General features: G+C 70.3%; 19 protein-coding genes. 6 read left to right on the top strand and 13 right to left on the bottom strand.

The annotated features are described in order from the left end of the window. Positions 1–23 precede the first annotated feature (23 nt). Genes G8A07_RS12740 through G8A07_RS12785 form a run of 10 tightly spaced genes read right to left on the bottom strand, consistent with a single transcriptional unit; the run spans position 24 to position 10,648 of the window. Complete coding sequence (locus G8A07_RS12740; protein WP_195797342.1) at positions 24–2,156, bottom strand: GNAT family N-acetyltransferase; 2,133 nt, start codon at positions 2,154–2,156, stop codon at positions 24–26. Further along, positions 2,153–3,355, bottom strand: coding sequence for a DegT/DnrJ/EryC1/StrS family aminotransferase (locus G8A07_RS12745; protein WP_195797343.1), 1,203 nt, complete (start codon positions 3,353–3,355; stop codon positions 2,153–2,155). The genes G8A07_RS12740 and G8A07_RS12745 overlap by 4 nt, the downstream gene beginning before the upstream one ends. After that, positions 3,343–4,530: a glycosyltransferase family 4 protein gene (locus tag G8A07_RS12750; protein WP_195797344.1), complete on the bottom strand. Its 1,188-nt coding sequence runs from the start codon at positions 4,528–4,530 to the stop codon at positions 3,343–3,345. Before G8A07_RS12750 ends, G8A07_RS12745 begins: the two co-directional genes overlap by 13 nt. Positions 4,531–4,564: 34 nt before the next feature. After that, positions 4,565–5,467 carry a polysaccharide pyruvyl transferase family protein gene (locus G8A07_RS12755; protein ID WP_195797345.1) on the bottom strand — a complete coding sequence of 301 codons (903 nt, stop codon included), beginning with the start codon at positions 5,465–5,467 and terminating at the stop codon, positions 4,565–4,567. Between the two features lie 13 nt (positions 5,468–5,480). After that, positions 5,481–6,974: a lipopolysaccharide biosynthesis protein gene (locus G8A07_RS12760; protein ID WP_195797346.1), complete on the bottom strand. Its 1,494-nt coding sequence runs from the start codon at positions 6,972–6,974 to the stop codon at positions 5,481–5,483. Between the two features lie 34 nt (positions 6,975–7,008). Beyond that, positions 7,009–7,944, bottom strand: coding sequence for a glycosyltransferase (locus tag G8A07_RS12765; protein ID WP_195797347.1), 936 nt, complete (start codon positions 7,942–7,944; stop codon positions 7,009–7,011). After that, positions 7,941–8,627 (bottom strand): tetratricopeptide repeat protein, encoded by a 687-nt coding sequence (locus tag G8A07_RS12770; RefSeq protein ID WP_195797348.1) that lies wholly within the window; start codon positions 8,625–8,627, stop codon positions 7,941–7,943. Before G8A07_RS12770 ends, G8A07_RS12765 begins: the two co-directional genes overlap by 4 nt. Further along, the gene (locus tag G8A07_RS12775; RefSeq protein WP_195797349.1) at positions 8,624–9,526 is read right to left on the bottom strand and encodes a hydrolase 1, exosortase A system-associated; all 903 of its coding nucleotides are present in this window, start codon (positions 9,524–9,526) and stop codon (positions 8,624–8,626) included. The genes G8A07_RS12770 and G8A07_RS12775 overlap by 4 nt, the downstream gene beginning before the upstream one ends. After that, the gene (locus G8A07_RS12780; protein ID WP_195797350.1) at positions 9,523–10,374 is read right to left on the bottom strand and encodes a hydrolase 2, exosortase A system-associated; all 852 of its coding nucleotides are present in this window, start codon (positions 10,372–10,374) and stop codon (positions 9,523–9,525) included. The genes G8A07_RS12775 and G8A07_RS12780 overlap by 4 nt, the downstream gene beginning before the upstream one ends. A gap of 22 nt (positions 10,375–10,396) precedes the next feature. Beyond that, positions 10,397–10,648, bottom strand: a complete 252-nt coding sequence (locus G8A07_RS12785; RefSeq protein ID WP_195797351.1) for an acyl carrier protein — start codon at positions 10,646–10,648, stop codon at positions 10,397–10,399. A gap of 255 nt (positions 10,649–10,903) precedes the next feature. Here G8A07_RS12785 and G8A07_RS12790 point away from each other — a divergent pair, with 255 nt between their 5' ends. Genes G8A07_RS12790 through G8A07_RS12810 form a run of 5 tightly spaced genes read left to right on the top strand, consistent with a single transcriptional unit; the run spans position 10,904 to position 16,647 of the window. After that, positions 10,904–12,496: an acyl-CoA ligase (AMP-forming), exosortase A system-associated gene (locus tag G8A07_RS12790; protein ID WP_195797352.1), complete on the top strand. Its 1,593-nt coding sequence runs from the start codon at positions 10,904–10,906 to the stop codon at positions 12,494–12,496. Then, a complete protein-coding gene (locus G8A07_RS12795; RefSeq protein WP_195797353.1) occupies positions 12,493–13,752 on the top strand; it encodes a pyridoxal-dependent decarboxylase, exosortase A system-associated in 1,260 nt (419 codons plus the stop codon). Before G8A07_RS12790 ends, G8A07_RS12795 begins: the two co-directional genes overlap by 4 nt. Positions 13,753–13,797: 45 nt before the next feature. Beyond that, entirely contained in the window at positions 13,798–14,370 is a 573-nt protein-coding gene (locus G8A07_RS12800) for a low molecular weight phosphatase family protein (protein WP_195797354.1), read from the top strand. Next, positions 14,363–15,568: a hypothetical protein gene (locus G8A07_RS12805; RefSeq protein WP_195797355.1), complete on the top strand. Its 1,206-nt coding sequence runs from the start codon at positions 14,363–14,365 to the stop codon at positions 15,566–15,568. Before G8A07_RS12800 ends, G8A07_RS12805 begins: the two co-directional genes overlap by 8 nt. A 29-nt stretch (positions 15,569–15,597) precedes the next feature. Then, on the top strand, positions 15,598–16,647 hold the full coding sequence (locus G8A07_RS12810; RefSeq protein ID WP_195797356.1) for a polysaccharide deacetylase family protein: 1,050 nt from the start codon (positions 15,598–15,600) through the stop codon (positions 16,645–16,647). A 2-nt stretch (positions 16,648–16,649) separates the two neighbouring features. Here the strand turns inward: G8A07_RS12810 and G8A07_RS12815 are convergent, their stop codons facing one another. The 3 genes from G8A07_RS12815 to G8A07_RS12825 are packed head-to-tail and all read right to left on the bottom strand — an operon-like array spanning position 16,650 to position 20,911. Further along, positions 16,650–18,572, bottom strand: a complete 1,923-nt coding sequence (locus G8A07_RS12815; RefSeq protein ID WP_195797357.1) for a bifunctional 2',3'-cyclic-nucleotide 2'-phosphodiesterase/3'-nucleotidase — start codon at positions 18,570–18,572, stop codon at positions 16,650–16,652. Between the two features lie 37 nt (positions 18,573–18,609). Further along, complete coding sequence (locus G8A07_RS12820) at positions 18,610–19,251, bottom strand: sensor histidine kinase KdpD (protein WP_195797358.1); 642 nt, start codon at positions 19,249–19,251, stop codon at positions 18,610–18,612. A gap of 13 nt (positions 19,252–19,264) precedes the next feature. Further along, the gene (locus G8A07_RS12825; RefSeq protein WP_195797359.1) at positions 19,265–20,911 is read right to left on the bottom strand and encodes a response regulator; all 1,647 of its coding nucleotides are present in this window, start codon (positions 20,909–20,911) and stop codon (positions 19,265–19,267) included. Between the two features lie 201 nt (positions 20,912–21,112). On the opposite strand from G8A07_RS12825, the gene G8A07_RS12830 reads away from it, so the two are divergent. Further along, positions 21,113–23,269 (top strand): lipoxygenase family protein, encoded by a 2,157-nt coding sequence (locus G8A07_RS12830; RefSeq protein ID WP_213086275.1) that lies wholly within the window; start codon positions 21,113–21,115, stop codon positions 23,267–23,269. Positions 23,270–23,271: the final 2 nt, after the last annotated feature.

Below are 23,271 nucleotides of genomic sequence, written 5' to 3' on the forward strand. Positions count from 1 at the left end.
TTGACGCGGGGCTCACCCTCGGTTCAGGCACTGCCGGCGCTGCGCGGCCACAGGCTGCGGATCGCCCGCCCCAGCATCTCCCGCAGCAGGCCCAGCAGGCCGGCCAGGCGACGCGGGTTGTAGGCGATTACGCCCCAGCGTTCGCGGCGGGTGTTCATCCAGTCGCGCTTGTAGTCGTCGTCGCCGATCAGGTAGTCGACCGTCTGCACCTGGTCCTGCTCGATCGCATGGCGCATGATGAAGGCCGTCAGCAGGCTGCCGGGCGAGAACTGCTTGAAGGCCTCGTCATAGGCCAGCTTGTGGATTTCCGCGCGGCCCTGGCCGATCAGCCACAGCTGCACCGCGACCGGCCGGCCCTGCAGGCGCGCCACACCCAGGCGCAGCTCGCCGCGCTGGGCATAGGTCATCAACAGGCCGGGGATGAAGTCGGGGAAGGGCTCGGGGCGCTTCCAGCTGGATCCATAGACCTGCAGATAGGCGGCGGTGCCCTCGGCCATCTGCTCGGGGGTGGTCAGCAGCTCGAAGCTGCCGCCCGCCTCGACGAATTTGGCGCCGCGCCGCTTCAGGGTCGAGCGCAGCTGGCCGCCGCGCGAGGCCAGGTACTGCTCCCAGGGCGGCACCGGCGACAGATACCAGTTGTCGAAGCAGAAGAACTCGAACACCGGCAGGCTGCACTTGCGCAGCGCGGTGACCATGGCCTGGTAGCCGCGCGACTCCGGCGCCATCGGCGCCAGATAGATCGAGCACAGCTTCGGATGGTCGTGGCGCAGGGTGGCGACCAGGGTCATCAGCGCGTTCAGCCGTACCGTCGGCGAGATCACCGCGTCATAGAGCGGCGAGTAGAAGTTGGTCAGCGCATGCAGGCGCACCGAGCGACCGCGCCGCTCGATGCGCAGCGGCAGCACGGCCACCGTCTGCTCCAGCTCCTCCAGGGTGTAGAAGCACAGCTCGGTGCCGCTGGCGTACACGGTGCGCGCGAGGTTGCCATACCAGGCCGTCGAGTTGCTGCTGGACTCGGCGGCGGCCTGTTCCAGCAGGGCGCGGGCATCGTCCGGCAGGGCCTCGACGCGGTCGAAGCGCCGCACCCGCTGCTCGGCCGGCAGCATGGTCTCGGTGCCCAGCTGCAGATGCCGGGTCAGCGGCCGGAAGGCATCGTTGATCACGCTGACCAGCGGGTAGCGGTACAGGCTCAGATGATCGATCCAGCGCTGGCCGCTGGCCCAGGCCAGCAGGTCCTGGTTTGCATTGGTGTAGAACTCGATGCGGCGATACCGGCCCAGCCCGAACTCGTGCCGCAGCAGATGGCGCAGCAGCAGCCGGCCCGGCGCGAACTTGCTCAGCTCCTCGTCATAGGTGGTCTTCAGCATCACCAGGCAGTCGCCGCTGGCGATGGTCAGCCGCGAGGCCGCGAGGCGTTCGTCGATGTAGTACTCGTAGACCGCGGCCTGGCCGCGTGCGCCGGCCTCGGCCAGCAGCGTCTCGTAAAAGTGCAGCTGCTCGGGCACCGAACCCAGGGCCGTGCCTTCGCGGCCCTTCCAGCCGCGTGTCTCCAGCTCGGCATAGCGCCGCACCGCCGGGCCCAGCGCGGCCGGGTCTTCGTGCACCTCGAAGCGGATCGACTGGGTCTCGGCCTTCAGCCGCTGCTTGTAGCGCTTGATATTGGCGCGCAGCTTCTTCGGGCGCGCCTCCCAGTAGGCATCGAAATCGCCGCCGGCCAGGTCGACATGCATGGTCAGCGCATGCTCGAGCCGCATCGCCTCCGGCGCGCGCAGTTCGCCGGCGGGCACCAGCAGCGGATCGTTGCACAGCAGGTCCAGCTGCAGCGCCATGCCGGGCAGCATGGCCAGCAACTGGCGAGCCTGGGCCGCATCCGGCAGCAGGCTGGGGCCGACCTGGGCCTGGCTGGGCAGGAAGCTCTGCCAGGCCAGGCGGCCCTTGGGCCGCAGGATGCACATCGCGATTGGCCGGCCATCGTCGCCGTCCAGGCGGCACAGATGCTCGTCGCCCTGGCCGAAGCTCGCCAGCAGCCCGTCAACGAACAGCGCGCTGAGCAGCGGATGCGCGCCGAAGCGGCGCTGGTTCAGCTCGTCCCAGGCGGCGGCCTGCGCGCCGAGCCCGCCCTTGAGACGGCTGATCCGCCACCTGCCGGCGCTCATGCTCGCAGCCCCTCGGCCAGCGTGTCCTGCATCCAGGCCAGCTGGCGCGGCGACAGGCTTTGGTGACAGGGCAGGTGGATCAGGCCCAGGCGCACCTGACCGGCAACCGGGCAGTCGGAGCGGCCCATGTCATCCCAGCGCCAGATCGGCAGGCCGCGATGCTTGAGCGCCGCGAAGCGGCGCTGCGGGTCGTCCAGGAGCAGCGGGAACATATAGGGAATCACCTCGTCCGGCAGTTCGGGGTAGAGCGGTCGGCAGCCCGGCAGGCCGCTGCAATGCCGCAGCCAGGCGGCGTAATGGCGGCGCCGCGCCGCCGTCAGCTGGTCCAGGTCGGCATGGGCGGCGAGCCGGCCGGCGAGGTCCAGGCCGCCACGCCGTTCCTGGGCCCGGTCGTAGAAGGGCGAGCAGCGCAGGCCTTCGGCATAGGCGTCGAGTCCGTCGCGGCTGGGCGCCGCGGTGGCGGACGGCGCGCGCACCCCGCGCCCGCGCAGCGCCGCGTCCAGCAGATGCTTGAGGCCGCGTAGCTCCTCGCGCGGTGACGGCGCCAGGGTCAGGTCTTGCGGCAAGGGCGCCGCGTTCGACCAGAGCTCGCCACCGTCGGGCACCGGGAAAAACTTGTAGCTGGAGGCGGTACCGAAGGCCCCGCGCCGGCCGGTGTTGCAGGTCTGGCGTTGCCACAGCACCGGCATGCACAGATGGCTGCAATCCTCGATCAGCGGCACGCCATGCCGCTCGCACAGCGCCAGCAGGGCCTGCAGGGTCGGCTCCGGCACCGGGAAGCCGAAGAAATGGCTCAACAGCAGCACGCGCGGCCCGGTCTGCGGCTGGTCCAGCAGGGCGGCCAGGGCCGTCAGGTCGGGGTGCAGCTGCGCGTCGACCGGGTACAGCGCGATGCGCGCCTCCAGCGCGATCGCCGGGTCCAGCATGGTGCGGCAATGGTAGGCCGGCGCCAGCAGCAGGCCGCCGGCCCTCAGCCCGGCCAGGCGGTAGGCCTGGTGCAGCGCGTAGCGGCCGCGGCCGAAGCGGCGCAGATGGCTGGCGGCCGGCGTTCCCGGCTCCTGCCGCGCGCGCAGGCGCCAGCCGCGCGCGTTGGCGACCGGCAGCAGCGGCACAGCCACCGGCGGGAAGGCGCAGCCGCTCGGATCGAAGCGCTGGAAGCCCTGCAGCAGCGGCAGCGGCCCGGCCATCAGCGCACCCATTGCCGGCGCAGCTGCTTCAGCACGCCGCGCGCATGCGCCGCCAGCCGGCTCGACAGGGTCCAGCGCGGCAGCAATGCCTGGCGCGCGGCCAGCTCGCGGTAGGCCGCCAGATAGCGCTCGCGCAGGCGCCGCACGTCGTAGTCGCGCAGCGCCACCTGGCGGCCGCGCTCGCCCAGCGCGCGCAGCTGCTCGCGCGATTGCGCGCGCAGCGCGGCGCTCAGGGCGCCGGGCCTGGCCATGTCGACGAACAGACCCTCCTGCACGATGCCGCGCTGGTTCGGGTGCTCGGTGCTGATCACCGGTAGGCCCATCGCCATCGCCTCGACGTAGACGATGCCGAAGGCCTCGAACAGCGAGCCGAGCACGAATACATCGGCCGCGGCATAGGCGGTCGGCAGCTCGGCATGGGGCAGCTTGGTGAAGACGATGCGGCCCGGCATCAGCTGCTCGCCGAGCGCCTTGATCGCCGGCGTGTCCGGGCTCTCCTGGCCGACGATCACCAGCCAGACCTCGGGCAGCGTCGCCATCTCGCGGATCACATGGTCCATGCGCTTGTGCCAGAAGCAGATGGTGCCGACGCTGATCACGACGAAGGCGTCGGCAGGGATGCCATGACGGGCGCGGAACTCGGTGGGCACCTCGGGATGGAAGCGCTCCGTGTCCACGCCATGCGGGATCATGAAGGCCTTGGCGCGCGCGCTGCGCTGCAGGTTGTAGGGCGTGTGCTCCTGCACCGCGTCGCAGGGCGGCAGATCGGCCGCGGGGATGGCGCCGCCGTTCGAGAACAGGATCTTGGGCGGGTTCGCGAACAGATGGCGCAGACCGTAGAGCCGTTCGCAGACCTCGCGCTCCAGGCAGTGGATGATGTCGTAGCCGCCTTCCAGCAGCGGCTGCAGCGCCGCGTGGGTGAAGGTCTCGGCCTCGATGCGCAGGCGCTCCTGCTCGATCGCCACCTGCTCCCATTTGGGCGAGGCGGTGGGCATGCGCACCGCTTGCAGCGCGGGATCGTTGCGCGAGATATTTGCGATCACGAGCTCGCGCTCGGCCGGCGCGCCGCCGCCCTTGAACAGCGTGATGTCGACGCTGTCGCCCAGCAGGGTGAACAGGTCGCGCGCGAACACCTCGTGGCCGCGCGCGATATTGCCGAGGCCGGCGCAGAGCAGGGCGATCTTCATCGGCTTGGGCTTTCTTGGATGGGGCGGAGCGGGCTCAGGCGCGTGCCTGCTTGAACCGTTCCAGCAGCGCCAGATAGCGCTCGGTATGCTGCTGGACCAGGGGCTCACGGCTGAGATAGGGCGACTTCTGCTCCAGCCGGCGCAGGTCCTGCAGCGCTCTCGCGGTCGCGGCGGATCCGGTCGCGCGCGGGGCCGGAGCGGTCCAGCTGGAGGACCAGACGCCGAACTGCCGCAGCCGGTGCTTGATCTCGTTCTTCAGCTGCGCGCCCGCGCCCATCGGCTCCTGGTGCGCGTAGAGCGGGGTGATCAGGCTGGGCTCGTAGGGCAGCTCCAGGGTGCCGAGCCAGTCCTCCCACTTGAAACCCAGCACCATGCCGTCGCATTGGATCGGCAGCCAGGGAATGCGCATCGCATCGGCCACGATGGCGCCATGCATGGCCTCGCAGACCAGGGTCTCGCAGCGGCTCATCTGGTACAGGATGTCTTCCACCTGCCCCTGCGGGCTGATGAAATGCCAGCCCAGCTCGCGGCACAGCGGCTGCCAGTCGTAGCTGGCGATCGTGTGGCCGGTCGGGATGAAGCCGAAGCGGAATTCGCGGGCAGGCGCGCGGCGGAACTCGACCGCCCGCACCAGCACCGCCGCGTCGGTATAGACCAGGTCGGGCGACAGGCCCAGCGCCTGGGCGGTCTTGTGGCCGCGCACCGCATGGAAGACATAGTTCTGCCGCACATCGGGCTTCTCGCCATAGCCGTAGCCGCTGCCGAACACATGCTTGACGGGCGCGGCGGGGATGCGATGGTTCAGCAGGGTGCCAATGCCGACGAAGATCTCGTCCGCACGCTCATCCAGCACGCCCGGCAGCAACCGCTCCCACAGCCAGGGATTCAGGTCGTCGCCAAAATTGCCTTTTGCGTCTTTGAAGTAGTAGAGCTTCATCGGGGTCTCGACATCACTGGATGGGGGCCGGGCGGCCCAGTCGGCGGCGGATCAGGCCGAGGATGGTCTGCTCGGGGCCCTCCGGGCATCCCGCCAGACGCCACAGCAGCAGCAGGCTGCCGACATAGCTGGCCGCACCGAGCGGTATGCTGAGCAGCAACTCGAGGCTGGCCGAGGGGGCGTCGACGGCGGCGCTGCGGTGCTGCTGCAGCAAGGCCAGGGCCGCCAGCATGATGCCGGAGGCCAGGACCGGGCGCCAGGCCAGGCGGAAGCGGTCCCAGAAGCCGATCTTGAGCAGCCGCTGGATCAGGGCGACGCCGATCGGTATCACCAGCGCATGGGCCGCGAACACCGCCCAGGCCATCGCCAGCAGGCCCTGTTCCAGCCAGACCAGCAGACCCAGCAGGGCCAGCAGCGTCACCGCCTCGACGGCCTTCAGCGCGGCGCCCCAGCGCGGGATGCCCAGCACATTGAAGATCGAGAAATTGGTGGCCTGGAACACGGTCACCGCGCCATACAGGCCCAGCACCTGGATCAGGGGAATGCTCGGCAGCCAGTTCGGGCCCAGCAGCAGGCGCACGATCGGGTCGGCCAGCATCGCGATGCCCAGACCCGCCGGCAAGGCCACCATCACGATCGTGGCCTGCACCTGCAGGAAGCTGCGCGTCAGCGCCGCGCGGTCATGCGCGATCGCCGAATAGCCGGGGAAGACCGCGCGCATGATGGGGAAGATCAGCTCGGTGGTCGGCAGGGTGGCGATCTCGCGCGAGACCCGGTACAGACCGAGCTGGTTGGCGTTCAAGACGCGGCCGATCAGGAACTCGGGGCAGCGTTCGATGAAGAAGTCCAGCAGACTGCGCAGCAGGATCCAGCGCGAGAAGCGGAACAGGTTGCGGATCTCGGAGGTATCGAAGCGCGGACGGTAGGGGTGCAGCTTGTAGCTCAGCAGCACGCCCGAGACGCGCGAGGCGGCATAGCCGCCGACCAGTGCCCAGTAGTTGCGGAAGGTGTAGGCCAGGGCGAGCGTGATCGTGAAGGAAACCAGCTTCTTGGTCAGCAGCAGCTGAAAGTCGCGGCCGAACTTCAGCTCCTTGCGGAAGTCGATGATGCCGATGTTCTCGGTGCTCTGGGCCAGCGAGATCAGGGCCAGCGCGACGATGATCGCCACCAGCCGCGGCTCCTTGAAATAGAGCGACAGGGGCCAGGCCAGCGCCAGCAGCAACAGGGCCGAGACGGCGCCGTAGCCGAACTGCAGGGTCCAGGCGCTGTCGTAATGGGCTCGGGTGGCATCGCGCTTGCTGATCAGCGCGAGGTCGAAGCCGAACTGGCCGCCGATCTCCACGAAGGCCAGCAGGGCCATCGCCATCGCCACCAGACCGAAGTCTTCCGGCAGCAGCAGGCGCGCCAGCACCAGCGTGGAGATGAAGCCGATGCTGCGCTCCAGCAGCTTGAGGCCGACCATCCAGGCCGCCCCCTTGGTCATCGCGGTACCGACTTGTTGCTGCATGGATCGGGTGAGCTGGGCTTGGGCCGGTGGCCGGTCAGGGTTTGAGGGAAAACAGGGCGGCCTTGAGCATCAGCTTCCAGGCCGCGAGTTCCATCGGGTTGCGGCGCAGCGCATGACGGCAGGAGGCAAGGGCGGCGCGGGTGTCGCCGGCCTGCAGATGCGTGGCGGCGAAGAAGGTCCAGTTGCGCGCGAGGCCGCGCACGACCTCGCGACGGTCGGCATCCGGCCCTTCGACATTGGTATAGCCCCAGCGCTCGATCGCCCGCGAGATCACGAGCGCCTGGTAGTTGGTGTCATGCGGGCGCTTGGTGATGCCCTGTGCATGGGTGCGGTACAGCGCCAGCGGGCGCGGCACGCGCAGGATCGGGGAGACGCGCGAAACGCGCAGCCACAGGTCGTAGTCCTCGCCCAGCTTCAGTTCGGCGTCGAACAGGCCGATCTCGTCGAACAGCGAGCGCTCCGCCAGCACCGTGGAGGTCCAGACCGAGCATTCCAGCAGCAGCCGGTGGTAGATCCAGCCGCTGGCGCCCTGCCAGCGTGCTTCGTCGGCCCGTGCCTGCAGCGCCGCGATGTAGTCGGCGCCTGGCTCGGCGGTGCTGCTGTCCCAGACCTGCCAGGCTGTATAGCTGATGCGTGCGCCGGGATTTGCCTGCAGCAGGTCCCATTGGGCCTGCAGCTTGCCGGGCAGCCAGATGTCGTCGGCATCGACGAAGGCGATCCAGCGGCCGCTGGCGGCCCGGATGCCGGTGTTGCGCGCCACCGCCACGCCCTGGTTGCGCTGGCGCAGCACGCGCACCTGCGGGAATTCGCGCTCGACCAGCTCGGCCGAGCCGTCCTGCGAGCCATCGTCCACCACCAGCACCTCCAGCGTCGGCCATTGCTGTGCAAAGACGGAACGCAGGGTCGCGCCGATATAGGGCGCGGCGTTGTAGCAGGGAATGACGACGGAGATGGTCGCAGCGGAGCTCATGGAGCGCTGGCTGCCGAAGCTGGTGCAGAGGCCGAGGCAGCCGCGGCCGGTTCGCGCCACTTGCCGGCGCTGCTCAGCGCGTCCTTCAGATCGGTGCGCGGGAAGCCCAGGGCCATGGCGCGCTGGGCCTGCTGCAGCGCCTTGTCGTAGTCCTTCATGTCGAGATAGACCAGGCCGATGTTGTAGTGCGTGAAGGGGTTCTCGCCGGCCAGCCGTGTGGTCTCCTCAAGCTGCACCCGGGCCTCGTCCAGCTTGGCCTTGGCGACCAGATGCTGGGTGTAGAGCAGGCGGGCCACGGTGTCGTCGGGCCGAAAGCGCAGCGCTCGCTCGAAATAGCAATCCACCGTGTAGCGGGCGTCGCGCGGCGGATCCCGCTTCTCCTTCTCCGCCAGCTTGGCCATCGCGACCAGCGCTCGATGATGGTTCGGGAAGGTATGCAGGGTGTAGGCGATATTGGTGCCCGGGCTTTCGGTCCGGTAGGGGCGCAGCATCTCGACCTCGAGCGGGAAATGCCGGCGCTCCACCACATCCAGCGTCGGCCCGCGGTCCTTGCGGTAGTCATAGGGGCCGTAGTGGTTCGCCAGCGGCCCGCAGGCGCCGTCCTGCGCCAGGGCGGGAGTACCGGCCAGCGATGCGGCCAGCAGGGCTGCCAGGCTCAGGATTCCCACAGGTCTTTTCATCATGATGCTCCGTCCTTCTTGGCGGCCAGGTTTTGCAGCCAGTCCAGCAGGCTTGCCGTCGCCCTCTGCTCCGAGGCCGGGTCGGACAGCGTATGGTCCGCCTCGGCCAGGTCCACCCGCCGCACTTTATCCAGCCGCAGCAGACCCTGCCAGGCCGGATCGTTGTCGCTGTTGTCCAGGAACTCCTTGGCCGTGTAGTCGCGGCCGCTGAGCAGCAGCAGCAGCGGGCCGGGGAAGTCGCGCCAGCCGCGCGCCATGCGCTGCTGGTAGCTGCCGCCGCTCACTGCGGCCGCCGCGCCCGAGCCCTGGCGCGCCTGGCGCATATTGCCCAGCAGCCCGCGCAGCGCCTGCAGCGCGACGCCGCCGCGCAGCAGCTTGAGCCAGAACTCGCGCTGACGCAGGCGGTCCAGGTAGTAATGCTTGACCTGGGTGCGGGCCAGGCTGGCGGCCGAACGGGTCCAGGGGTTGAGCAGGGCCAGGGCGGCCACGCGCGGGTCGCGGCGCTGCTCCCAATGCATCAGCGCGGCCGAGGCCGCGTCGCACAGGCCCAGCACCACGCAGCGCGGCACGCCGGCCTCGGCCTGCAGGGCCTGCAGGCCGGCATCGATGTCGGGCGTCACGTCCATGAAGTCGCGCGCCGCGCCGCCGCTGTCGCCCATGCCGCGGTAGTCGAAGCGCAGCGCCGGGAAGCCGGCCGCGGCGAGGCGCCGCGCCAGCAGGGTGAACTGGCGATGGCTGCCGGCGCGGTACTGCGGGCCGCCGACCACGATCAGCACGCCCAGGACCGGCGCCGGCCGCTCGGCCGCGGGCAGGCTCAGGATGCCCAGCAGGGCCTCGCCCTCGCAGGACAGCAGCAGCGCGCGTTCGCGGCAGTCATCGATCGTGGCGGTGGTAGCGCTCATGCCGGCACCGGGTCCTGGACCTGGCTCAGCAGCGCCGCGGTCGTGGCCTCGATCAGCGCCGGTGCGTCCTCGATCTCGGTGGTCTGCCAGAAGGCCGGGCCTTGCACCAGGCTCAGCGTGGGCGCGGAGCCGGCGGCGCGCCAGCGTTCGGCCGCGGCGGCGGTGACGGGCAGGGCGGCCTCGGCCTGGGGCGAGACCTCGAACCACAGCGCCGGCATGGGCGTGGCGGGCGGCGTCAGCTGGGCGGCCTCGAGCCCGACGGCCAGGGCCGGCGCGAGCCGGTAGCCGGCGATGTCCACCGTCTCGCCGGCGCCCAGGGCCTGCTTGAGCTCGCCCATCGCGCCGCTGCCGCCGGCGCCCTCGGCCATCTGGCCGGCCAGCTTCAGGCGCAGGAACTGCTGCAGCAGGTTCTTGCCGGCGGCCGGAGGCTGCCAGAACAGCAGGCCGGCCGGCTCGTCCAGCCGTGCCAGCAGCTCGCTGGCGAGCAGGCAGCCATGGCGATGGCCCCACAGCCACAGCGGGGTGGCGGCCGGGCCGTGGGCGCGCAGCCAGGCGCTGGCGGCCTGCAGGTCGTCCAGCCAGGCGGACCAGCTCGCGTCGCCGAAATCACCGCTGCTGTCGCCGCAGCCCAGCAGGTCGATCTGCAGCACCGCAAAACCCGCCGCGGCCAGCGCGCGCGATTGCAGCGCGGCCATGCGGCGCGACTTGTTCATTTCCTCCGCCAGCGCATGGATGAACAAGACCCGACCCCGCGGCCGGCCTTGCGGCGCATGCCGGATGCAAAAGCGCTGGCCCAGGGGCCGTTCAAGAAAAAAGGGTTGGAATGGCGAGGGCGCGGTGGAGGTCATGCCAGCTGTCGCCACGCCGGCCTCAGCCGGCCAGCTTGCCCGCGACGAAGGCGGTCAGGGAGCCGACGCTGGCGAAGGTGGCGCCTTCGATCTCGTCGTCGTCGACGCTGATGCCCAGCTGCTCCTCCAGCGCGGTGAGCAGCGAGACCACGGCCATCGAGTCCAGCTCGGGGATCGCGCCCAGCAGCAAGGTGTCGGGGCCGAAGGAGGCGCTGCGGCCGTCCAGGCTCAACACGTCGTCGAGGATGCGCAGAACTTGCTTTTGGGTATCCATGGAATCAGGGGTCTCGGCCGGGCGCGCAAAGGCGCTTGAAATCAGCGGCGCATCTTAACTGTCCGCCCTGTGGCGCCGGGCTGGGGCGCCCCCTTATCCTGAGGGGCGCGGCGTTGAATTTGTCACCCGCTTTCACGTACGCTCGGCGGCGCCCGTCATGGGTGGCGATGCCAGGGGGCGTGAGATACTTTTCCGCCCCGTGCGGCATCGGCCGACACCCCCTAGTTCGTCACCCTCCACCGAGCTTTCAGCCGTATGACCGCAACCCGTCCGGATCCCGTCGACGAAGCCAGCCTGCTGCACGAACTGCCCCTGCGCCAGGCGCGGCTGCGCCCCGAGGCACCGGCCCTGGGCGACGGTCGTGGCGGCCAGCTCAGCTATGGCGAGCTGGCCGCGCAGATCCAGGCCTTCGCCGGCGGCCTGCTGCAGCTGGGCCTGCAGCGCGGCGAGCGGGTCGCGATCTATCTGGAAAAGCGCTTCGAGACCGTGGTGGCCAGCTTCGGCGCGCCGGCGGCCGGCGGCGTGTTCGTGCCACTGAACCCGCTGCTCAAGCCCGAGCAGGTCGGCTTCATCCTGCGCGACTGCGATGTGCGCGTGCTGATCACCTCGCCGGAGCGGCTGGCGCTGCTGCAGGAGGTGCTGCCCGAATGCCCGGCGCTGCGCCAGGTGATCGCGACCGACGGCCAGGATTGGCGTCAGCTGCTGAACAGCGAGCCGCGCCCGGGCCACCGCGTGATCGACACCGATCTCTGCGCCATCCTCTACACCTCAGGCAGCACCGGCCGGCCCAAGGGCGTGGTGCTGTCGCACCGGAACATGGTGGCCGGCGCGAAGAGCGTGGCCTCCTATCTGCGCAATCGGGCGGACGACATCCTGCTGGCCGCACTGCCGCTGTCCTTCGACGCCGGCTTCAGCCAACTGACCACCGCCTTCCACGCCGGCGCCAAGGTGGTGCTGCTGAACTACCTGCTGCCGCGCGACGTGCTGAAGGCGATGGAGCGCGAGGGCGTGACCGGTCTGACCGCGGTGCCGCCGCTCTACATCCAGCTGGCCCAGCTGGAATGGCCGGCCGCCATCAACGAGCGCCTGCGCTACTTCGCCAACACCGGCGGCCGCATGCCGCGCGAGACCCTGGACCTGCTGCGCCGGCGTGTGCCGGCGGCGCAGCCCTTCCTGATGTACGGCCTGACCGAGGCCTTCCGCTCCACCTATCTGCCGCCGGAGGAAGTGGACAGCCGGCCCGATTCGATCGGCCGTGCGATCCCGAATGCCGAGATCCTGGTGCTGCGCGAGGACGGCACGGAATGCGCGCCCGACGAGCCGGGCGAGCTGGTGCACCGCGGCCCGCTGGTCGGCCAGGGCTACTGGAACGACCCGGAGAAGACCGCCGAGCGCTACCGGCTGCTGCCCGCCGGCGTCGGCGGGCGCCAGGCCGGGCTGCAGCTGCCCGAGTACGCGGTGTTCTCCGGCGACACGGTGCGCCGCGACGCCGAGGGCTTTCTGTACTTCATCGGCCGGCGCGACGAGATGATCAAGACCTCGGGCTACCGCGTCAGCCCGACCGAGGTCGAGGAGATCCTCTACGCCACCCAGCTGGTCGGCGAATGCGTGGCCTTCGGCGTCGAGCATGCCAGCCTGGGCCAGGCGATCCAGATCATCGCGACCGCGCCCGCCGGCGCCGCGCAACTGGACCTGGCGGCGCTGCAGGCCGAGTGCAAGAAGCGCATGCCGGCCTATATGGTGCCCGCCGGCTTCGAGCAGCAGCCGGGCCCGTTGCCGCGCAACCCGAACGGCAAGATCGACCGCAAACTCCTGTCCACCGCCTGGGTGGAGAAAAACCATCTATGAGCGAGAGCGCCCCCGCCAGCAACAAGCCCGTGCATGCGCCGATGGCGCAGTTCCCGGTTCAACAGGGCGAGTTGATCGTCGGCGGCCAGCGTCTGTCGGTGCTGGCCGAGCGGGTCGGCCAGACCCCGTTCTATGCCTATGACCGCGGCCTGCTGAAGGCCCGGGTGGCGCAGCTGCGCGCCGCGCTGCCGGCAGCGGTGAAGCTGCATTACGCGATGAAGGCCAACCCGATGCCGGCCCTGGTCGGCCTGATGGCCGGCCTGGTCGATGGCATCGACGTGGCCTCGGCGGGCGAGCTGAAGGTGGCGCTGGACGCCGGCGCGGACCCGGCCGAGATCAGCTTCGCCGGCCCGGCCAAGCGCGCCGTCGAGCTGCGCCAGTCGGTGGCCGCGGGCGTGCTGGTCAATGTCGAATCGGAGCGCGAGCTGCCGCTGCTGGCCGAGGCCTCGCAGGCCCTGGGCCTGCCGGCGCGGGTGGCGCTGCGCGTCAATCCGGACTTCGAGCTGAAGGGCTCGGGCATGAAGATGGGCGGCGGCCCGAAGCAGTTCGGCATCGATGCCGAGGTGCTGCCCGAGGTGATGGCGCGGATCGGCCGCATGGCCGGCGACGGCCTGGCCTTCGAGGGCTTCCATCTGTTCGCCGGTTCGCAGAACCTGAAGGCCGAATCGATCTGCGAGGCGCAGCAGAAGTCCTATGAGCTGGCGCTGCGCCTGGCCGCGGATGCGCCGGCCCCGGTGCGTTTCCTGAACCTGGGCGGCGGCTTCGGCATCCCCTATTTCCCGGGCGAGACGCCGCTGGAGCTGGCGCCAATCGGCGCCAATCTGCAGGCCCTGGTCGAGCGCGCCGCGCGCGAGCTGCCCCAGGCCAGCCTGGTGATCGAGCTGGGCCGCTACCTGGTCGGCGAGGCCGGCGTCTATGTGGCCCGGGTGCTGGACCGCAAGATCTCGCGCGGCCAGGTCTATCTGGTCACCGACGGCGGCCTGCACCACCACCTGTCGGCCTCCGGCAATTTTGGCCAGGTGATCCGCAAGAACTATCCGGCGATGCTGAGCCAGACGCGCGGCGAGACCGCGCGCGAGGCCGCCTCGGTCGTGGGGCCGCTGTGCACGCCGCTGGACCTGCTGGCCGACCGGATGGAGCTGACGGCGGCCCAGCCGGGCGATCTGGCGGTGATCTACCAGTCCGGCGCCTATGGCGCCAGCGCCAGCCCCCAGGCCTTCCTGGGGCATGGGGGCTGCCCGGAAATCCTGGTCTGAGCGACATGCGCGGCCGCCCGGCCGCAGAACAAGAGGACAACAGCCTTGGGTCGACCGTTCGCGCTGGAACTGTATGGGGGGCGTCGCGCCTTTCTGCAACTGTTGAGGGAGCAGCTGCGCCACCATGCCGGCGCGCTGGCGGCCTATCGGCGCATCGATGCCGCGGCGGTGCGGCGCCTGGTCTTCATCTGCAAGGGCAATATCTGCCGCAGCGCCTATGCGGCCGAGCTGGCGCGCCGGCAGGGGCTGGTGGTCGACTCGGCCGGGCTGGAGGGGGATCCGGGCACGCCGGCCGATCCGAAGGCGCGCGCCTGCGCGACGCGCTTCGGGCTGAGTCTGGATGCGCATCGCGCCCAGGCGCTGGACGACTTCGAGTGGCGCGAGGGCGATCTGCTGGTGGCTTTTGAGCCGGCGCATGCGCAGCGGCTGGCAAGCTGGGCGGCGGCGCGCCAGGGCGTGCAGGTGACCCTGCTGGGCTGCTGGATGCGGCCGTGGCCTTGGCCCTATCTGCACGACCCCTATGGCCTGTCCCCCGCCTACTTCGATGCCTGTTTCACACGCATCGCGGCCGGCCTGGCCGGGCTGCGCCGGCAACTGGGGGAGGGCCCGCATGGCTGATGATTCCCTGGCATCCTGGCGCGCCGGCCGCACGGTGCTGGTCACCGATGCCCAGGCCATCGGCTCGGTGGCGGTGATCCGCTCGCTGGGCCGCGCCGGCTATCGCGTGCTGGCGAGTTCGCCGCAGCCGACGGCGCTGGGCTTCTACTCCCGTTTCTGCGCCGGTCGGCGCGAGCAGCCGCGCGAGACGGCGGCGCTGGACGCCTGGCTCGGCGAGCTGATCGAGACCGAGGGAGTGGCGCTGATCATCCCGTCCGAGGGCTTCCTGCTGGCGCTGCGCCCCTTGTTTGCGAAGTACCGGCATCTGCTGCCGGTGCCGGACAACGAGCGCCTGGTGTTCGCCGGCCTGAGCAAATGCGATCTGTTCCGGCTCTGCGTCGAGAAGGGCCTGAGCGACGCGCTGCCACCGCATCTGCTGCTGGACGATGCCTCGGCCGCGCCGGGCGAGGCCGAGCTGGCGGCCCTTGGCCTGCCGCTGTTCATCAAGGTCGACGCGGTGTACGCCCGGGCGGGTGAGGGCGGAGGCGCGGTGCAGCGCTGCGATTCGGTCGCGGCGGCGCTGGAGCGCTTGCCGCGCTTGCGCCAGGCCTATCGCCAGGTGCTGATCCAGGGCTATGTACCGGGCGTGGGCATTGGTGCCTTCCTGGCGCGCTGGAGCGGCCGGGATCTGACCGAGTTCATGCATCGGCGCCTGCACGAGGTGCCACACACCGGGGGCGCCTCCTCCTACCGCCGCGCCTGGCGCGACGAGCGCATCCTGGCCGACGCGCGTTCGCGCATGGCCTGCCTGTCCTGGCAGGGGGTGGGCATGTTCGAGTACCGCTGGAACCCGGCCGATGGGCGCTTCTATCTGCTGGAGTTCAACTCGCGTTTCTGGGGCTCGCTGCATCTGGCGCTGTTCGCCGGCGCCGACTTCCCGCGCCTGCTGGCCGATGCCTTCTTCGGGCGGCCGGCGGCGGTGCCCACGGGCTACGATGCTGGCACGCATGCGCGCCAGACCTTCCCGGGCGAGCTGTCCTACCTGCTGTCCTGCCTGCGTGACCCGGCCTTGCCCTGGCGGCGGCGCCTCTGGCCGCTACTGGAGTTCGTGCTGCTGGGGCTGAATCCGCGGATACGCTCCGACCTGCTGTTTCCCGGCGACCGCGGGCTGTATCCGCGGGCGATGGTCCGGGCCCTGCTGAACCTGCTGCGCCGATGACGGTGGGTGGGGCGAGACGAGAAGACATCATGCGTCGAGTGAAGATCCTCCTGCTGTACCTGTGCCGCGCGCTGGGTCTGTTCGCGCTGGCGCGCTGGTGGACGCGCGACTGCCTAAAGATCCTCTGCTATCACGGCTTCGCCTTGCGCGACGAGCAGCATTTCCGTCCCAAGCTCTTCATCAGTGCCGGGCTGTTCGAGCAACGCCTGGCGACCCTGGCGCGGCTGGGTTATCGGGTGCTGCCGCTGGGCCAGGCGGTGGACGACCTGTATGCGGGACGCACCCGCAAGGATACGGTGGCCATCACCGTCGATGACGGCTTTCGCAGCTTTCATGCGCTGGCCGTGCCGCTGCTGCGCCGCCACGGCTTTCCCTCGACCGTCTATGTGACCAGCTACTACGTGGCGCAGGCCAACCCGGTGTTCCGGCTGCTGCTGCAGTACATGTTCTGGAAGGCCGTACCGCGCCGCATCGAGGTCGCGGGGCTGGATGGCGTGGCGATCGAGGGTCCGGTGGATCTGGCCGATGCCGAGGCCGCCGACCGGCTGCTGTGGGCCTGCATCGATCATGGCGAACAGCGCTGCGACGAAGCGCAGCGGCGTGTCCTGTGCGAGCGGCTCGGCGCGCTGCTGCAGGTGGACTTCGCGGATCTGGCGCGGGCCCATGTGATGGAGCTGATGCGGCCCGAGCAACTGGCCGATCTGGCCGCGGCCGGTGTGACGGTGGAACTGCACACCCACCGCCATCGCTTTCCCGCTGACGAGACCATCGCGCGGGGCGAGATCGCCGACAACCGCCAGGCTCTGCAGGGCTGGCTGCCCGGCGCATCTTTCGCGCATTTCTGCTATCCCAGCGGCGAATGGGACGCGCGCCAATGGGCCTGGCTGGACGCGATGCAGGTGCGCAGCTCCACGACCTGCGAGCCCGGGCTGAACGACCGCAACACGCCGCGCCATGCATTGCGCCGCTTCCTGGACGGCGAGGACGTGCACCAGATCGAGTTCGAGGCGGCTGCCAGCGGCTTCGTCGACCTGGCACGCCGGTGGCTGGGACATGACCGGCAGCCGCAGCCGGTCTGACCTCAGTCCGCCAGCTCGTACAACGCCGAGCCGTCGCCGCGTTCCTCGACCAGCTTGACCGAGGGCGTGCGCGCCAGGTGCTTGATGCCGCCAGCGCCGGAGAGGAAGCGCAGCTTGACGCCCTTCACCGGCAGGATCTGCCAGTTGCCGTCGGCGCTGGGGTTGAAGCGTTTCGCGCCGGCCAGGTACTGGGCCAGGGCCTCGCGGTTCTCATCCGGCGCGTCGACGACGATGCGCTCGCCGCCGAGTGCCGGGAAGTTGCCGCCGCCGCTGGCGCGGTAGTTGTTGGTCACGACCAGGAACTCCGCGCCCGGGTCGACCGGCTTGCCCCGGTAGCGCAGGTTGACGATGCGCTGGCCCTGGGCCGGGGTGCGCTGGCCCTCGGCCGTGTAGCGCGCCGGCTGGCTGACGTCGATCTGGTAGCTGACGCCCTCGATCATGTCGAAGTTGTAGGAGCGGAAGGCCGGATCCAGCAGTTCCTGCGCGGCCGGCCCGGCGGGATCGATGCGGCGGAACTGGCCGGCCGACATCTCCAGCCATTCGCGCAGCTCGGCGCCGTTGACCTTCACGACCTTGACCGTGTTCGGGTAGACATAAAGGTCGGCCACATGCTTGATCGCCACCGGGCCGGCCGGGATGTCGGTGTAGTGGCCGGTGCCCTGGCGGCCGCCGGACTTGAAGGGCGCGGCGGCCGACAGCAGCGGCAGTTTTTCATAGGCCGTGCCGCGCACGGCGCGCTTCGCATAGTCCAGCTGTGCCTGCGCCACCACCTGCACCGAAGGATCGTCGCCGACCTGGGCGAAGAAGCTGTGGATCGGCGCCTCGGTGATCGCGACCTGGCTGCGCACATAGTCCAGGGTGGCCTGGTGCTCGGCGGCGATGGCGATGCCTACCGCCGGATCGGCCTCGACCAGGGCCTTGCGCGTGCTGCGCTGGAAGATCGGCCGGATGCTGGCCTGGCTGGCGACCACCTGCCAGCGCCCGCCGCTGTCGTCCAGGCTCAGGTCGATCACGCCGAGATGGTCGCCCCAGCGGCCCGGCATCACGCTGGGCACGCCATGGATGAGGCCGCGCGCGCTGTCCACGCCGGGGAAGGCGGCGAAGGCCGGGCCGGGGAACTCGGCATGGGCATGGCCCAGCAGCAGCGCGTCGATGCCGGGGACCTGTGCCAGCTGGGCCGCGACGTTCTCGGCGAAGCGCGGCTGCTCGGTCTTCTCGATGCCGCTGTGCGCGATCACGACCACCAGATCCGCCCCCTTGGCGCGCAGCTCGGGGATCAGGCGCTGGGCGGTCTCGACGATGTCCAGTGCCCGCACCTTGCCCTCCAGGTTCTGGCGGTCCCACAGCATGATCTGCGGCGGCACGAAGCCGATCACGCCGATCTTGAGCCGGCGCTCGGCGCCGCTCTCGTCGCGCAGCCGGCGCTCCAGCAGCACATAGGGCTCGAAGGCCGGCTTGCCGCTGGCGGCCTCGACCACATTGGCGCTGACATAGGGGAACTTCGCGCCGGAGATCGCCTGGCGCAGGAAGGGCAGGCCGTAGTTGAACTCGTGGTTGCCGATGTTGGCGGCATCCACCTCCAGCAGGTTCAGTACCTTGTAGGCCGGATGCACCTCGCCGTCCTTCAGCGGCTTGACCCGCGCCACCACATCGCCCAGCGGATTGCCCTGCAGCAGGTCGCCGTTGTCGAACAGCAGGCTGTTCTTCGCCTCGGCGCGCGCCGCCTTGATCAGGGTGACCGCCTTGGCCAGGCCGTACTCGTCGGTCGGACGGTCCTGGTAGTAGTCGTAGTTGAGCAGGTTCATGTGCACATCCGTGGTCTGCAGGATGCGCAGCTTCAGCTCGGCGGCCTGGGCACTGAGCAGGCCCGCGCCCAGCAGGGCGCCGGCGAGCAGGCGGAAGGGAGAAAGGGTGGGGCGGCTCATGGCGCGGGATGCTAGCAGCCCGCTCCGGCATATCACCTCAAGGTAAGAACAGCTCGAACACCGCGCCCCCCTCCTCATGGTCGCGCAGCACGCTGCGGCCCTGGCGGCCATGGTTCAGGTGGGCGCGGGCCACCTCGTCGCAGACCAGGCGGCCCAGGCCGGTCGAGGTGCTGGCGGGGGTGTCCTGCAGGCCCGGGCCGTCGTCGCGCACCGAGAAGCACAGCAGGCCGTCCGTGACGCGCAGGCCCAGCGTGATGCGGCTGCGCGCGAAGCGCAGGGCGTTGTAGAGCGCGGAGTCGAGCGCCAGGCGGGCCAGCGGGCGGTCGTAGAACCAGAAGGGCGGGTTGTCGTCGAACTGCTGCACCACCTCCAGCCGGCCGTGCAGCAGCATCTGCGCATCGGCGGCCAGTTCCATCAGCAGCGCATCGGGCATCTCCTCGGCCGGGCTGGCGCGCAGGCCGCCCTGTTCGATCGCGCGGTGCACGGTCAGGAACTCCATCAGGCGGCGCGTCAGCATCAGGGCCTGCTCGTTGGCCTGGCGCGCATGGGCATGGGCAGCCTCGGGCAGCGGCAGGCGGCCCAGCTTGGCCAGCTCGTCGGTCAGGATGGCCAGGCGGTTCTTCAGGTCATGCACGACCAGGGCGCTGAGACGGGGATCGAGGCCGGAGGAGGGGGGCATGCTGTGCGTGGGGTCAGGACTGGCCCGCGCGCTCGCGGAAGAACTTGCGCGCCGCCGCGACGCGGTCATGGTTGGGGTGGCTCTGCTCGAGCCGGGTCAGCAGCTCGCGCGCGCGCTCGCGGTGCTGCTCGCGCAAGCCCTGCCCGGCCTCGCCCTGCTGGCGGCCCATCGCGATCAGGTGCAGAGTGCAGAGCTCGATCAGCACATTGAAGTTCTGCGGCGACAGCTGCAGCGCCTGCTCGCCAATCTCCAGCGCCGCGGCCAGGTCGCCGCTGCGCTTGGCGCGCTGCAGCTCGGCCAGTGCGGCGCTCATCTCCTCGTTGGCGCGTTCGATCAGGGCGCGGCATTCGGCCTCGGCCGCGGTGCCGGCGGCGGCGCGCAGCGCGCTGGCCAGCAGCAGCGGACGGTCGCTGTTGTTGCGCGCCACCTCGCCGATCAGCTGCTGGCCCAGCTCGTTGCGGCCGGTGGCCAGCGCGCTCTTGGCCAGCAGCAGCTTGTGCTGCTCGTCGAGCTGGGCGCCGGCGCGTGCCAGGTCTTGCGCGACCTCGTCCATCAGCGCGGCGGCCGCGGCCTCGTTGCCCAGGCGCTGCTGGGCCTGGGCGCCGACCGCCTTGGCCAGCAGCAGGGCATCGCTCTGGCCGGCGAAGCGCTTGACGACATCGGCCGTCAGCGCGGCGGCGCGGTTCGCGTCGCCGCTGTCCAGCAGGGCCTGGGCCAGCAGCACGCTCTCCTGGTGCGTGGGCGAGACCGCATGGCGGTTCTTCGCCACCGCCTGCTCCAGCGACTTGAGCGCCAGCTCGGTCTCGCCAGCGGCCAGCGCCATGCTGCCCAGGCGGATCTTGCGCTTGGCGTTCGGCACCAGATCGGCCACGGTGCGCGCGGTGTCCAGCGCGGTCTGCTGGTCGCCCAGGTCCTCGGCGATCTCCAGCAGGGTGTCGTAGGCGCTGGCGAAGCTGGGCTGGCTCTTGGTCAGCTGCTCCAGCGCGCTGCGCGCGGCGTCCAGCTTGCCCTGGGCGCGCAGGGCCTGGGCATGGCCCAGGCGCGCCCAGGCGAGCTCGGAGTTCAGGTCCAGCGCGCGGCCGTAGCAAGCCTGGGCCTCGTCGAAGCGGGCCAGCCGCATCAGCGCCTGGGCCTTGTGCTTCAGGCCCTCGACGCTGAGCGCGTCGCCGCGCTTGATATAGGTCTCGGCCTCGACCAGCACCTTCTCCCATTGCTGCGCGTCGCTGGCCAGCAGCAGCGGCGCCAGCGCCTGCTTGCGCGCCGACAGACCCTCGATATAGCGCGACAGCAGCTGGTCGGTGAAGGGCTTGACGATGTAGCCGTCGGGCATGAAATCGCCGGCGGCCAGGATGTCGGCGCGCAGCGCATTGGCGGTGATGTAGATCCAGGGTGCGACCGGGCTGAGCAGCCGGCCGCCGCGCGCCGCCTCCAGCAGCTGCTGGCCGTCGGGGCCTTCGCCGAGGTTGTAGTCGCTCAGCACCAGGTCCACCTTGTCGGCGCGCAGGGCCTTCAGCGCCTCGGCCGCGTTGGCCGCCATCAGCACATGGCGAAAGCCCAGGCGGAACAGCGATTCGCGGATGATCTGCCGCACCTGCTGCTGGTCGTCGATCACCAGCACCTTGAAGGCGCTGGTGGGCTTGCCGGCACTCGTGGTGTTCATCGTGGCTCGGGCTGCGGGCGCCAGGGCCCGGTGGCTGTGTTGTCGTCATGCAGCTTAGGGCCTGGCGGCAAATCGGACAACCGGGCGCGCCGGCGGCGGCGTTTTGGCCTCTTTTCGGCGCTTTCGCCCCGGGGCGGAGCGGCTACCGTGCAGCCCGCGCCGGCCCCGATGGCCCGCGCCCAAGCCAATCACAAGGGAGCGATGATGATGACCAACCTTTCCACCAGCAGCACCGGCGGCGCCGGGATCCCCAGCCTGCCGCAGCGGCAGGACCCCGAGGCCCGCGCGGCGCGGCGTTTCCAGCTCTCGCTGGCGCGCACCGAGTACAACTACATGCAGAGCTATCTGGAGGGCGTGCCGCTGTCGGCCGACCTGCCCCAGGCCGAGAAGTTCAGCCCGGCCTACGAGGCCCAGGTGCTGCAGGTCTTTATGGTGCTGAGCGCCAATTTCCAGCGCGCGGTGCTGCGCCTGCTGGAGCGCGAGCTCAACGCCGACCTGCCGACCGAGGCGCTGCGCCGCGTCGAGCGGGCCTACGAGCAGCTGAGGAAGGACTTCAGCCTGCTGCATCCGGAGCGCGACCTGGAGGAGCTGAAGGCCTTCTACCAGGCGCTGGCCGCGCTGCCGGCCGCCTTCGAGGACCTGCTGCACCTGCCGCAGGACCTGCTGAAGATGGCCAGCGGCCTGGACGCGGTGTTCAAGGAGTTCGTCGCCAACGGGCCGACCGCCTTCCTGAAGTCCACCCTGTTCGACATGCTCAGCGCCGACCATGGGCGCGACTACCTGATGCCGCAGTCGCTGCAGGACTACCGCGACCTGATGCAAGACCTGCCCCTGCCGCTGATGCTGGACATCGCGCATCAGGACTGGATGCCGGCCCAGCCGGCGCTGCCCTGCGAGCAGGACTGGTTCTTCGGCTGGCTGCAGATCGCCGGCTTCAACACCACCCTGCTGCGCGCCGTGGTGCCCGAGCCGGCGCCGGGCAGCCAGCAGCTGGCGCTGGCCGAGCTGCGGCGCAAGCTGCCGGTCAGCGACGCGCTGCTGGCCGCCGAGCTGGGCCCGGGCGCGCCCAGCGTGGCCGAGGCCGCGGCGCGCGGCCGCCTGTTCGCGGTCGACTATGCGCTGCTGGACGGCGCCTGGGCCGACGCCCTGCATGGCCAGCAGCGCTACCTGGCCGCGCCGATCGCGCTGTTCTACTGGAACCCGCAGGCCCCAGCCGGCTACCCGCCCTGCGCCGAGGGCGTGCTGCAGCCGCTGGCGATCCAGCTGGCCCAGCAGCATGACGCCGAGACGGCGCCGATCTTCACGCCCAGGGACAGCGCCGGCGCCAACGACCCCGAGGGCTTCAAGTGGCGCATCGCCAAGCATTTCGTCAATGTGGTGGCGGCGATCCAGCATGAGTCGATCGCGCACCTGGGCAACTGCCATCTGGTGATCGAGCCTATCGTCGTCGCCGCGCACCGCCAGCTGGCCGATGTGCATCCGCTGCTGAAGCTGCTGGAGCCGCATTTCCGCTTCACGATCAACATCAACGACTCGGCGATCCACAGCCTGATCGTGCCGGGCGGCGTGGTGGCGACCAATGTCGGGCCGGCGATCGAATGCACCCTGGGTCTGGTGGCCAAGGCGCGTGGCGAATGGCGCTGGGACGACAACCATCCGGAGCGCCTGTTCGCGCTGCGCGGCGTCGACCGGCTGCCGCTGTTCCCCTTCCGCGACGACACCCTGCTGCTGTGGCGTGCGGTGCGCCAATTCGTCGACGGCTATCTGCGCCTGTACTACCGCGGCGACGCGGACGTGCGCGAGGACGAGGAGCTGCAGGCCTTCGTTGCCGAGCTGGTGGACCCGCGCTACGCCGGCTTCCAGGGCCTGGGCGGGTTGGTGCCCAGCGGCAATGCACAGCGCCCCTGGCGGCTGGAGAGCCTGGACTACCTGGTCGAGATGGTGGCGCAGATCATCTACATCGCCGGGCCGCAGCATGCCTCGGTCAACTATGCGCAGTACCCGCTGATGTCCTATATGCCCAGCGTCGCCGGCACGCTGTACCAGGCGCCGCCGACCCGTTCGACCCGCATCGCCAGCGAGCAGGACTGTCTGCCCTGGTATCCGCCGCTGGATGTGGCGCTCTACACCCTGTCCTTCGAGTACCTGCTCAGCGGCGTGCAGTTCGACCGCCTGGGCCAGTACGAGCACAACCCGCGCACGCCGTACTTCGTCGACCCGCGGGTGGCGCCGCTGGTGGCCGATTTCCAGTCGGCGCTGGCGCTGGCCGAGATCGAGATCCGCAAGCGCAACAAGGGCCGGCCGATGCCCTATCCCTTCCAGCTGCCTTCGCAGGTGCCGAACAGCGTCAGCATCTAGGC

The organism is Roseateles sp. DAIF2, from assembly GCF_015624425.1.
In the GTDB taxonomy this organism is placed as follows: domain Bacteria; phylum Pseudomonadota; class Gammaproteobacteria; order Burkholderiales; family Burkholderiaceae_C; genus Kinneretia.

Bases quoted from the DNA above. Each gene is read 5' to 3' on its own strand.
- G8A07_RS12820 (WP_195797358.1), bottom strand. From the start codon at position 19,251: ATGCCCCCCTCCTCCGGCCTCGATCCCCGTCTCAGCGCCCTGGTCGTG.
- G8A07_RS12785 (WP_195797351.1), bottom strand. From the start codon at position 10,648: ATGGATACCCAAAAGCAAGTTCTGCGCATCCTCGACGACGTGTTGAGC.
- G8A07_RS12745 (WP_195797343.1), bottom strand. From the start codon at position 3,355: ATGGGTGCGCTGATGGCCGGGCCGCTGCCGCTGCTGCAGGGCTTCCAG.
- G8A07_RS12805 (WP_195797355.1), top strand. From the start codon at position 14,363: ATGGCTGATGATTCCCTGGCATCCTGGCGCGCCGGCCGCACGGTGCTG.
- G8A07_RS12755 (WP_195797345.1), bottom strand. From the start codon at position 5,467: ATGAAGCTCTACTACTTCAAAGACGCAAAAGGCAATTTTGGCGACGAC.
- G8A07_RS12790 (WP_195797352.1), top strand. From the start codon at position 10,904: ATGACCGCAACCCGTCCGGATCCCGTCGACGAAGCCAGCCTGCTGCAC.
- G8A07_RS12795 (WP_195797353.1), top strand. From the start codon at position 12,493: ATGAGCGAGAGCGCCCCCGCCAGCAACAAGCCCGTGCATGCGCCGATG.
- G8A07_RS12740 (WP_195797342.1), bottom strand. From the start codon at position 2,156: ATGAGCGCCGGCAGGTGGCGGATCAGCCGTCTCAAGGGCGGGCTCGGC.
- G8A07_RS12775 (WP_195797349.1), bottom strand. From the start codon at position 9,526: ATGAGCGCTACCACCGCCACGATCGATGACTGCCGCGAACGCGCGCTG.
- G8A07_RS12760 (WP_195797346.1), bottom strand. From the start codon at position 6,974: ATGCAGCAACAAGTCGGTACCGCGATGACCAAGGGGGCGGCCTGGATG.
- G8A07_RS12765 (WP_195797347.1), bottom strand. From the start codon at position 7,944: ATGAGCTCCGCTGCGACCATCTCCGTCGTCATTCCCTGCTACAACGCC.
- G8A07_RS12830 (WP_213086275.1), top strand. From the start codon at position 21,113: ATGATGATGACCAACCTTTCCACCAGCAGCACCGGCGGCGCCGGGATC.
- G8A07_RS12780 (WP_195797350.1), bottom strand. From the start codon at position 10,374: ATGACCTCCACCGCGCCCTCGCCATTCCAACCCTTTTTTCTTGAACGG.
- G8A07_RS12815 (WP_195797357.1), bottom strand. From the start codon at position 18,572: ATGAGCCGCCCCACCCTTTCTCCCTTCCGCCTGCTCGCCGGCGCCCTG.
- G8A07_RS12810 (WP_195797356.1), top strand. From the start codon at position 15,598: ATGCGTCGAGTGAAGATCCTCCTGCTGTACCTGTGCCGCGCGCTGGGT.
- G8A07_RS12750 (WP_195797344.1), bottom strand. From the start codon at position 4,530: ATGAAGATCGCCCTGCTCTGCGCCGGCCTCGGCAATATCGCGCGCGGC.
- G8A07_RS12770 (WP_195797348.1), bottom strand. From the start codon at position 8,627: ATGATGAAAAGACCTGTGGGAATCCTGAGCCTGGCAGCCCTGCTGGCC.
- G8A07_RS12825 (WP_195797359.1), bottom strand. From the start codon at position 20,911: ATGAACACCACGAGTGCCGGCAAGCCCACCAGCGCCTTCAAGGTGCTG.